The following is an 11484-nucleotide window of genomic DNA, read 5'->3' on the forward strand; positions in this document are numbered from 1 at the left end:
GCCGGAAGCTTCGGGAGTCGTCGCATGTCAAAGTCTCCATCCTTGGTCGCGGTCTCGGTTACCAATGGACGCGCGGCTTAATGCCGAGCATGTCGCGCAACTGGTTCTCCGTTATGTCGTCGGGTCGACGCGTGCCGCCGACACCGATGGTACGTGCTTCCTCGTTGCGATAAGCATATGACTTGCCATCGAGGCCTATGTAGGGCGCATCCTTGAACCCCGAATGCTGGCCGGCCATGCGGTGCGTGGCGTGGATTTGCTCATGACCGAGCACGATGCCAGGATCCGCCGGATTGGAGGCAGTCGTTCCCGAGGACTTGTCGAACTCGACAGACGTGCGCGTGCGCGACGCAGCCGGGTCATAGCCGATGATCACGTCGCCCTTCGTCGTTTCCGGGTTCCCCAACGGATCCTTGTTGCGGGCCGCGGTGACGCCCGGCTCGTTCTGGATCGTCGTGGTTTGTGGGTCGGCGATGACCCGGCGCATCAGCTCGCGGCCGCTGTCGAAGGAGTTGGATCCGACAAAGAAGTTCTTCACGTCCAGCCAGGCGCCATGCAGCCAGCTTTGCGATACCTCGCCAGTCTTGCTGTCGACCCGTGCGGTCGGATCGACTCGCTGGATGTCCTCTTCGACCTGCCGCCGGTAGGCCGCGTCGCCGGCGACGATCTCCTTCAGGCCGGTCGGGTCGATGAACGCCATCGGGTTGTTGTTGGCGTAGGCAAACAGGTTGCATGCCGTCGAATTACCCGTGCACCGCTCGGGGTCGCCGACATAGAGCGGATCGGGCGAGATGAAGCGCCCGAGCGCCGGATCGTAGTATCGGGCGCCATAGTAGTAGAGCCCGGTATCGTCATCGAGATACTTTCCAGTGAAACGGTGATGGGTCTTCTCGCGCGGGACGTCGGCCGCGACATCCGTCAGGTGCGTGGCCCAGGCCGGGGACAATGTCTCGGGCTTATGTTCGGTGCCGTATGCCTTGTAGAGCATCTGCTCGACCGGCACGCCGTTCGAGGCGATGACATAGTCGCTGCTCTCAATGTGATCCTTCAGGTAGTAGAACCATTTGCCGGTGCCGTGCTCCAGGCGGACAAGCTTGGCCTCCGCCAGGTTGACGTAGCTCTCTTCGCCCTTAGGTCCGATCTCGAACGTGTCTACCGGGTAGAGGTAGACCTGTTCCGGCCCGTTCGCCGGAATTACTTTCTTGTAGAGGCGGCGCCCGGTTTGGTCGTAGCCGTAAAGCACTTCATTGGTGGCCGTCTGAGCGCGGATCAGTCGTCCGTTGATATCGAACACCGTTCCCGTCAGGGTCGGCGATTTCGCAAGTTGGGCGAAACCGTCGAAGGTGTAGGGCTTGGCCGCGGTTCCTGCCGGAATAAGGCCGGTCGCGGAACCGGACGCCGGCGCGATCGCCGCGCCGGGTTCGAGCTCGTCATTGCGGACGAACGTCCCCGCCGGCGAGTAAGCGAAGTCGGCCGGCCGTCCATAGCGGTCGATGCGGACGAGCTCGTTCTTGAAGTTGTAGTGGAACGTTCCCGACCGATCGACATGCCCCTCGTTGCCGACGCCTTGCGCCAATGTGTCAGCGATCTGGGTGATCGAGCCATTGGAGTTGAAGGTCATGGTGAGGTCCTGCAAGGACTTTCCGCCGGCTTGCGTCACGATATGCGTGAGGAACAGGGTCGCCGGATCAAAGGTCAGTTGCGTGAACGCCCCGAGGCGATAGTCGACCCGTTCAATGCGCGATTCCGCATTGTAGGTGATGTTCTCGATGATCTTCTGGGGTTCCGAAAAGTCGGGGTGCATCACAGTGACAGACCTCAGATTTTTGTCGGGCCCGAGTGCGAACTTTGAGGCCAGTCCGCGCGGACCTTCTGACGAGTCGATGCGGCCGTCGAGCGTGTGGTGGAAATGGTCGGCGTATTTCGCGCCGCCAATCTCCACCTCATGGGCAACCATGCGGCCGTTGGCGTTGTAGGCGTAACGTTGGATTGCATCGAACGCGCCGTTGGGATCATGGATGGTGATCTGCGTCGTCTTATCGAGCGGCAACACGATCGGCGCTTCGAACCCTGCTGCGGATGCGACCTCGACACCCCTGTCATACTCGTATTCGAGGTGCAAAACGCCGTCATTGGCTTCGGTGAGCTTGCGGTTCAGGAAGTCATAGGTGTAGGTCTGGACCGACGTTTCACCGTTGGTTCCGACGCGGGCGACCACCGATTGGCGACCGCGCGCATCGTAGAACGCGTAGCGGTCGCCCATTCCCGGGATCGACTGGAATTCGATGTCGCCGACGGAGTTGTAGATCAGCCGCCGCGGCGTCATCTCGCCCGGCAGCCAGATTTCGCTCAGGTAGCCGAAGGAATCGCGCACGAAACGCGAAATATGCGTCGTGCCGTTGCCGTCGCTGGCGATGGAAGCGGTCACGCCGTTCTCATTCCTCAGCGAATACTCGCTGTTTTGAACGGTGCCGTCGAACTGGTCGTTGTAGGTCGTGACCGTGAGCGTGCCCCAGGGTCGGAAGATCATGTCGGAAACCTTGCCCGACGGATGGGTTTCGCGGACCATCCGGCCGGCCGGGTCATAGGTGTAGGCATTGCCGATTTCGCGATCGGGGCGCGGAACATCGCCAAGGTCGAACACCTTCTGCAGGTTGAGATCGTCAACGCCGCCGAAGCTGGTCACCACAAAGGGCGTCCAGCGGAAGGTCTGTTTTTCGTTGCGGTTGTAGAGTGAGAAATTGAAGACCCTGACGCCGCCCTCGGCGACGTTTTCAAGTTCGGCGACCTTTTCGCTGCGCGCGTCGTAGGCGGCGAGGTCCGCGATGAACTCGCTCTCGCCTTCCGGTGTCTCGGCAACACCCGCATAGCGGCGGCGCGCCGTCAGGATGAGCGACGGCAGCCCATGCTCGCCGATCTTGTAACTGTAGAAGCGTTCGGCACCGTCCGTGGCGGTTTCCCGGGTTTTGCGGCCGAGAGCGTCGTAGCTGTTCATCACGACCATGCCCAAGGGTGTGGTCGTCGTCGCCACGGCGCCCTGGCGCGGCCCATCATAGGTCATTTTCGTCGTCTGATCGAGCTCGGCCGCACCGCCCGACAGCTTGGTGTGGCTGAGCGTCAGGGTGCCGGTTGGGTCGTAGATCGCTGACTCGGTGATGCCGAGTTCGTCGGCGATCGAAATACTGTTGCCGAAAACATCGTAACCCATAGTCTTCGCCAGCTTACGGCTGGCGTTGCGGAACTGTTCGAGCGCGGGCGGCAGCGCGCCAAGTCCCGACAGTACCTCAAGCGTTCGCGACCCCATCCGACCGCCGGAATTTGGCAGGTAGGTGAAACTCTCGCGGCTGAGCAGCCGGGTCCCAGCCAGGATACGCCGCTCGGACGCCGCGTTGATGATGCCGAGCGCCGCCAGATCGGCGCGCGACTGGGTGTAGTCGGTCTGGGTCGTACGGCTGAAGCCGGGAACCGTCAGGCTCTCCGGTCCCAGAATGTCGCGCACCCTGACCGTCTCCGACGCAGGCATGTTGAATTCGTCAAAACCGGCATAGGTCTGGGTCTTGACCGGATCCTTACATTCGGGATCGGCCACGTCCTGCTGTTCGGCCTCGCCGGCGGAGTCGGTCAGCGTCTCCTTGACCTTCCTGAGATAGGACGAGCCGTCGCCACGCGAAAACGCCTCCCACACCGACGATTCGCATTTCAGCATCATGCCGGTCGTCGGCAGCTTCTGGCTGCGCGTAGCGGTCGACAGCGAGTGCAGCGCCGCCGCCGACGGATCGAGCGTCTCGGTTGTCTCCGCGCTCGCGACGAGCGTCGCCTCCGACTTCACTTCATAGGTCTTGCGGATCTTCAGTTTGCCGGCGAGGTTCAGGTCAGCCGCCGTTTCCGCGAAGGTGTAATACTGTTCGCGATCGAGGCTTGAACGCTGCGTGATGCGCTGGCCGGCCGCGTTCTCGTCACCGTAAGCGACCTTCTCGACCTCCGAGAAGCCGATAAAACGGCGATTGATCACATCATAGAATGGATTGTGGTAGAAATATTCGTCCGTCTGCACTTGGGCGCGAACCTGGCCGGGTATGCCCTGCGACGTGACGAGCTGCTTGGCGACGACAACGGGGAAATGCAAGTTGCGCGTCAGCTGGCCGTTGGCGCGGTCGCGCAGCATCTCGTCGATCGAGGTCGCATAGCGAATGTCGTGCCGGCGGCCGGAATCGAAGTCGACGACAGTGAGCAGGTTGGCCTTGACGAGTTGCATCGTGTCGGTGCGATTGAAGTCAATGACGACGACCGGTTTCACCTCGTCGCCGGACGGCTTCTGGAACACGATGATTTCGGTCTGGCCGTCGCCGTCGATGTCGGCGACGCGCGAGGCGAAGGTCTGCGTCGACGTGCCGAGTTGAACCCGCAGATTGAGCGCGATGCTGAGCGGATCCTTCAGGTAGGTCCCGTCGCCGAAGCCGAGCCAGATGCGCATCTGGTCGGTGCGCTCGCCCATCGACGCGAAATCGATTATGCCGTCACCATTGGCGTCGATGTACCACATCGTGGCGATGCTATCGCCGGGCTGCATGCCGCCTATCTTCGAGAAGGTGCCATGACCGCAGACCGGGTCGTTGATCGCGGCGTCACCAAACAGGAGCGCATTCGGGTCCGTCGAGAAGATGTTGCCTTGGTGCTCGTAGAGACAGAAGCCCTGGTCGGCTGGACGGATGACAACGAGATCGGGCAGCCGGTCGCCGTTGATGTCGACCATCCGCACATTGTTGCGACCCAGGATCTGGCCGTCCTGGCTGTTGAATGGGAACGCCTTGGTCAGCCCGCCGAAATTGACGCTATAACCGCCATCGGGCTGGCGCCGGGTGAGATTGAGCAATATCCGCCATTCGGTGCGGCCATCGGCATTGAGGCGCGTCGTGACGATGTCGGACAGGCTGTCCATATTGAGGTCGGCGAAGCGGCCATTGCCGCCCGCGAAGGTCGTGGGAGAGACGCCGGGCAGCGGGATCGAGCGGCCGAGATAGGGGAAGGTCCCGTCGGCCTTGCCGTCATAGACATGCATCAGCCCGTCTTCGATTTCGACGATGTCGACGAAACTGTCGCCCAGTATATCGGCAAAAGCGAAGCGATTGTCGGTGAGCCGCGGCGTGATCTGACGAATTAGTCCAGCCTCGGTCGGACGCGACAGCACGAGCTGGGTTGTGTCGCCGAAGGCGCTGTTCAGGTCGCCGCTGCCCAGATGCACGGTCGCGCCGTCATCCTTGGTCTGCACGATGTCGACCAGGGCATCCATGTTGAGGTCGGCCAACTCGAAATTCTGCGGCGGGATGTCGCCGGCGAACGCCATCTTCGGCGCTTCGAACACGACGGGGCGCGATGCCAGTTCGGCACTTGTCCACGACGAATAGCCGAAATGGATATCCGGGAGCTTCAGTGTCGATTGCGCCAAGGCCGAGCCGCTGGTGTCGCCATACCGGTAAAGCACGCGCAGCTGGTCGAGCACATTGACCGACTGCGCGTCGATGAGCGGCGTGAGGTCGGCTTGAGCCTTCGCCAGGCAGTCCGGATGCGCCCGGACGACGAACTTCGACGTGTCACTGGTATCGCGGCCGACATATCCTATGCACCATTGGGCGTAGACGGTGTCCTTGAACTTGGCCGTTACCTTGCCGTAGAGCCGGGCGTTCTCCTGCTTGCTGCCATTGGTGTGGCTGACGAGTGTCGATTGCGTCTCGATCAGGTCGAACTGATAGCTGCTCTGGCCGCCGGCGAAGCTGGCCTTTGTCAGATAGCTGCGTCCACCGAAACGCTGGTAGTCGTAGCGGATGGCTTCGCGGTTGGCGTTGAGCTGCAGTACCAGCGGCCATTTCGTGACGTAGGGCTTGGCTATGTCGAAATTGCCCTCCGCTACGGAGGGATCGCCGCTAAAGATCAGCCGCGTGCCGTCGGCGTTGGTCACCTCGAAGCCGGAGGGGACGGTGTCGGTGTGCAGGCCGCCCTCGAGGTCGAGCGAAATGACGTCGAACGCACCGGTGTGGTAGAGGATCTTGACGAAATCCTCGGCGTATTCGGGCTTGTATTCCCAGACGCCGTTTTGGTTTCCGAGAAAGATGAGCCGCGCGCCCATATACGACAAGCGAGAGAAGAAATCGCCGCCCGGTTTGGTGCCTGGAACGGCCGTGCCGAGATCGTCATTGACGGCGATTGCCTGGGTATTGAACTGCCAACCGATGCCAAGCCCGTTGCCCGTATCGCCTGCGAACTGGCTATACGTGAGGCTCATCTGCGGCCCGAACTGGCCGCGCGTTGGCAGGGTGGGTAGCGGTAGGGTGAAGTTCGCCGATCCCGTGTTGTTGTTCAGCGAGAAGCTGCCCTCTTCCTGCGCGACGGTGCCGCCCGCGGTCGGCAACTGCACGATCGACGTTGCTGATTTGTCTTCGGCGCGAGCCGGGAAGCCGATTACTGCGGCGCCAGCGGTCAGGGCTGCGAGGGCGGTAAGGGTCTTTGCGAACATGGGACTACCTCTCCGGGTGTAGGCATTACTGATGAATTTGCGGGCCCACGATGATGAGCTGCAAGCAGTTCGGGCGCGGACAGATGACCGAAGGCTGGACGGCGATCGCGTCGTGCAAGTGAATGTTTCCATCGAAGATGCGCAACGGCTCGCGGTTGCACGCTTCGGCGACTTGCGGGAGGAGCGGCTGCGGGAAGGAGCAGATCGGATTGTTGCCGAGATAGGACTTTCCGATCACCGGATGGACGTGAGCGAAGTTCTCGATCCGGTTGCCCCTCAGATCGACAATCGACAGCGCCGGAAGCGAGCCGAGCGGCAGTGCATCAAAGACCCGGTTGTTGCGTAGATCGATATTCGACAACGCCGGCATGTTCGACAGATTGCCGACATTGGCGATCTGGTTGTCGTCCAGGTAGATGTATTTGAGCCCGCCCGAGCCGAAGCGCGGGATCGCCGACAGCCGATTGGTGGCCAGGTTCAGTTTCTGAAGCCCCGTCAGCGATGCGATCGGCGAGGCGTCGGTGATCAGATTGTCGAACAGGTTGAGTTCGCCCAGTGCCCGGAAATGGACGACGGGGTTGACGGCGATGATCGACTTTTTGTTCAGCGTCAGACTGGTCAGTGACTGCGCCCAGTTCTGCGCTGCGCTGCAATCGGCGCTGTCGACGTGGTCGGCCTGCATGCGGCTCTCAAGCGCCGCCATGAAGCCGCGCGCGTCCCCGAGCGCGATCGAATCGAACCGATAGACGATGCAGTATTCCGCGAAGCTGGCGTACTGCAGCGGCAGGTTGCGCATGCCGGCGTCATCAAGCAGCGGCAGATCCGCCAAGGGCGTCACGGATTGCACGTGCGTGTTCGAGAAATAGAGCTTTGTCAGCTTGTTGAGCACTCCGACACCGATCAGGTTCGACAGTGGATTGCCGTCGACGTTCAGTTGTTCGAGGCGGCGCAGTTGCAATACCCCCTGGATCGAAGGGATCTGGTTGTTGCGAATCCAAAGCTTCGTCAGCCCCGGTACTGCCGACAGCGCCGCGACGTCGGACAGCTGATTGTCGGACAGGTCGATGGAGGTCAGATTGCCCATCACCGGGAACAGCGAGACGCTGGTCAACCCGCGGTTCTTCGCATCGGCGAACTGGCGTGAGCTGAGATCGTCATAGGCTCTGCCGCAGACAGTCTTGCCTGAGATAGACAGCAGCGCGTTCACTTCTGAGGCTTGCGCGGGTGTCAGAAAGTCGGTCTGGTTCCGCATCAGGCAGGCCGACAGGAACTCGGTCGCCTGCACAGGGTTGTCGGAAAGATCGAGATTAATCAGGCCCGGCAGCGCCGCCAGCGGCCTGACATTAGTGATCGAATTCTTTGACAGGTTGAGTATGGCTAGGTTGGTCAGACCGGCAAGCGGCGCGACGTCGGTGATGTCATTGCTCGACAGGTTGAGCGAGGTGAGTTGCGGTAAGGTGGCGAGCGGACGCAGGTCGCTGACGATCTTGGACGACAGGTCGAGCGCCGTGGTCGCCAGCAGCTTGTTGCCGACCGCCAAGCACGTCCCGCCGCCCTCCAATTCGACCATGGCGCGAATGGTCTGCCCAAGCGGGGTCGCCGCGTCGCGGTGCAGCACGCACAGGTCAACGAAGTTCTGCCCGCCGCCCGCGACGATTGGATTGCCGCTAAGATTGATGGCTAGCGTCGAGGGGAAGCTGCCGAGATTGGCAAAGGTCTCGATCTTGTTGTTGGCAAGGTTGAGGCTGGTCAGGCCGCCGAGCGCACTGAGTGGTTCGAGCATGTCGCCTGTCAGTCCATTGTTGCCGATGGACAGTGTCGAGAGCGCCTGCAGGAATTGCAGCGGTTCAAGGCTGGCAATCTTGTTGTTGTCGAGCGAAAGGTTTGTGAGCAGCGCCAGTGCTGAGAGCGCGCGGATGTCCGTGACGTCATTGTCGGAGACGTCGGCCCGCGTCAGCGCAGTCAGCGGCGCCAGCGCGTTGATGTTGCTGATGTGATTGCTGGAAATGTCGAGGAAGGTCAGCACCTTGAGCTTGGTCAGCGGCCCGAGGTCGGCGATCGAGTTGTCGGCGATCGACAGGCTGGCGAGGTTCGCCAGCACCTCAATGGGCTCGAGTGATTGCACGCCCTTGCCGCTCAGGTTCAGCGTCGTGATCGATTCCAGGAAGGTCTGTGCGGTGGCGCAGGCGGCCGGGTTGCCGAGCGCGGAGACCCCGCCGGGTGTTGAATCGAGCACCGCCATCACCGTCGCCGTTTCAGCCGGCGTGCGGTCGCCCTTGATGCACCATTTCGCGAAGGTGGTCGGCTTGTCGACCAGCGGCGCGCCCGAGAGGCACGTGATGGTGTGGATCTTGCCAGCGAAGAACGGCGTGGGGTCGGCGTTCAGCGCCTGGTCGAGATTGAGCTTCAACTCGGTGACCAGCGGCGCGCAGCTGGGAATGTAGATCCGGTCGGAAAATGTCGTCGCGCCGAAGTCTGACGGAAATTGCAGGTAGTAGACGAGACCGCTGCCATTATCGTGCGCGAACACCTTGATCGGGTATGTCTCGCCCGATGGGCACAGCAGCGGGTTGGCGGCGGGATCTGCGGCGACGATCGCGCTGTCGACGGCGGTTAGCACCTCCGAGGGAACCGTCGCAAAGCCAAGTCCGCGGATCACCGCTTCCTCGTCCGCCTGGTCCTTGCAGCGGATGCGGTAGCCGCGCCCGTCGGAGATAAGCAGCGGATAATGCAGCCGGTTCGCCTCCAGTGCTGGATCCTCGAACAGCACAACCTTCGGCTCGTCCGCACGGGCCGGGCCGGCGCCGGCGGTCACGAGCATGACCAGAACAAGGAGCAGCGATTGGGCGATGCGGTTCATCTGGTTCCTCCTTTAGAGGCCCAAGCTGATCGATGCGGCTCAATCAGCCCGAACCACTGGCAGCGTTACATCTCGTCCGCCGCCTCGATGGTCCAATAGCTCGACGGATCGCGGTCGCAGGTGAACTGAAGGGCCGGGATGTTGTTCAAGTTGCTGACCCCGCCGGCAATGATCAGGCACTTGCCCGTCTGGACGTTTGCCGCCTGAACTCCATCGCGCGTCTCGACCAGGTTCCAGCGGCGTGAAGGATCGCCGTCACAGTTGAACTGCAAGGCTGGAATGTTGTTTTCGGTGCTGACTCCGCCGGCAATCGTCAGGCACTTGCCTGTCCGGACGTTGGCCACCTGGAAACCATCGCCTGTCTCGACCAGCCTCCAGCGCTGCCATTGACTGCCGTCGCAGTCGAATTGCACCGTCGGCGCATTGTTGTCGGTTCGTCCCTCCGCGACCGAAAGGCACCTTTCGGTTTGCCGGTTCACCAGCACGACTTCGGGGTCGGCCGCCCGGATGCTCCAGAACCGCGACGGATCGCGGTCGCAGTTGAACTGGAGGGCAGGGACGTCGTCATCAGTGCTCACCCCGCCGGCAATGGTCAGGCATTTCCCCGTCTGCACGTTTTCAGCCTGAAAGCCGTCACCGGTCGCGGTCAGCTTCCAGCGCCGCGAGGGGTCCCGGTCGCAGCTGAATTGGAGGGCCGGAACGTTGTTGTCGGTGCTGACCCCGCCTGCAATCGTCAGGCATTTTCCGGTTCGCACGTTCTGCAGTTGAAAACCGTCATCCGTCTCGACCAGCTTCCAGCGGCGCCACTGGTCGCCGTCGCAGTTGAACTGTACGGCCGGCGCGTTGTTGTCGACGCGCCCCTCGGCAACAGCCAGGCATTTGCCGGTCTGCATGTTTGCCAGCACCACGTCGGCCTCCTTGATTGCCGTGATGCACGCTTCGAAAATCTTCCCGGTGACCGCGGTCGATTGCTCGGGTCGGGTGATGCAGACCGGATTGCCGTCCAGCGAAGGATTGAACGGGAGGATGGCGCTGACGGACTGCGCCGTGGCCAGGCGGTTCGCGCGCAGGTTCGGAGCGGCAAGCTTGGTCAGGCCCATCAAAGCGCTCGCATCCGCGATCCGATTCTTCGACAGATCGAGCGCCGTGAGTTCTTGCAGAAACCGCAGCGGCGACACGTCGGTGATCTTGTTGCTGGCCAGAACCAGCCGCGTCAGCGCCCGTGCCGAGGCGAGCGGCCGCAAGTCGGCGATCTGGTTGGAACTGAGGTCGGCGTCGGCCAGATCCTTCATTACGGCCGTCACGTTGATGTTGCTGATCCGGTTGCGCGACAGATCGAGAAACGCAAGCTTGGTCAGCTTTTCCAGATCGCGCGTGTCGGCGATCTCATTGCCGGACAAGGTCAGGCGCGTCAGATGGGTAAGTGTCGCCAGCGGCTCGAGATTTGTCAGCCGTCGCCCGGCCAGGTCGAGCGTCGTGCTCGACGCGAGAAAGTCCTGCGCGCTTGCGCAAGCCGCCGGATTGCCCAGCGCGGATGCCCCGCCGGGTGTCAGATCGAGCAGTTCCTCGACCGTCGTCTGCTGGGCCGGGTCAAGGTCATCCTTGCTGCACCAGCTGGCGAAGGTCGTCGGCCGTCCGGCAACCGGCGGGCCCGCGACGCATGCGATGGTATGGACCTTTCCGGCGAAGAACGGGGTGGGGTCGGCGTCAGTCGCCTGATTGAGGTTGAGCTTCAGTTCCGCGACGAGGGGCGCGCAGCCGGGAATGTAGAGTTGGTCGGAGAAGGATGTTGACCCGAAATCCGTCGGGAACTGTAGGTAGTATACGATCCCGCTGCCGCCGTCGTGCGCGAAGACCTTGATCGGGTAGTTCTCGTCGGATGGACACAACAGCGGATTGGCGGCGGGTTCGGCGGCGATGACCGCGTTGTCGACGGCGGTCAGCACTTGTGACGGGACGGTGGCGAAGCCCAGTCCGCGGATCACCGCCTCTTCGTCTGCCTGGGCGCCGCAGCGGATGCGGTAGCCGCGTCCTTCGGAGATGAGCAGGGGATAGTGCAAGCGAGTGGCGTTCAGCGTTGGATCCTCGAACAGAACCACCTTCGGTTCCTCGG

Annotated in this window: 3 protein-coding genes; all 3 read right to left on the minus strand. The window is 62.1% G+C overall.

The genetic code is table 11. The annotated features are described in order from the left end of the window. Positions 1 to 58: 58 nt before the first annotated feature. The 3 genes from NKK47_RS11145 to NKK47_RS11155 all read right to left on the minus strand — a co-directional run bounded on the left by NKK47_RS11145 (position 59) and on the right by NKK47_RS11155 (position 11470). On the minus strand, positions 59 to 6511 hold the full coding sequence (locus NKK47_RS11145; protein ID WP_352576685.1) for an RHS repeat-associated core domain-containing protein: 6453 nt from the start codon (positions 6509 to 6511) through the stop codon (positions 59 to 61). Positions 6512 to 6536: 25 nt separating this feature from the next. Then, a complete protein-coding gene (locus tag NKK47_RS11150) occupies positions 6537 to 9371 on the minus strand; it encodes a leucine-rich repeat domain-containing protein (protein ID WP_352576687.1) in 2835 nt (944 codons plus the stop codon). A gap of 65 nt (positions 9372 to 9436) precedes the next feature. Next, a complete protein-coding gene (locus NKK47_RS11155; RefSeq protein WP_352576689.1) occupies positions 9437 to 11470 on the minus strand; it encodes an RICIN domain-containing protein in 2034 nt (677 codons plus the stop codon). Positions 11471 to 11484: the final 14 nt, after the last annotated feature.

It is taken from the genome of Mesorhizobium sp. M0019 (assembly GCF_040323975.1).
Lineage (GTDB): Bacteria > Pseudomonadota > Alphaproteobacteria > Rhizobiales > Rhizobiaceae > Mesorhizobium.

Excerpts from the sequence above, each read along its gene's own strand:
- NKK47_RS11145 (WP_352576685.1), bottom strand. The coding sequence starts at position 6,511 with ATGTTCGCAAAGACCCTTACCGCCCTCGCAGCCCTGACCGCTGGCGCC.
- NKK47_RS11150 (WP_352576687.1), bottom strand. The coding sequence starts at position 9,371 with ATGAACCGCATCGCCCAATCGCTGCTCCTTGTTCTGGTCATGCTCGTG.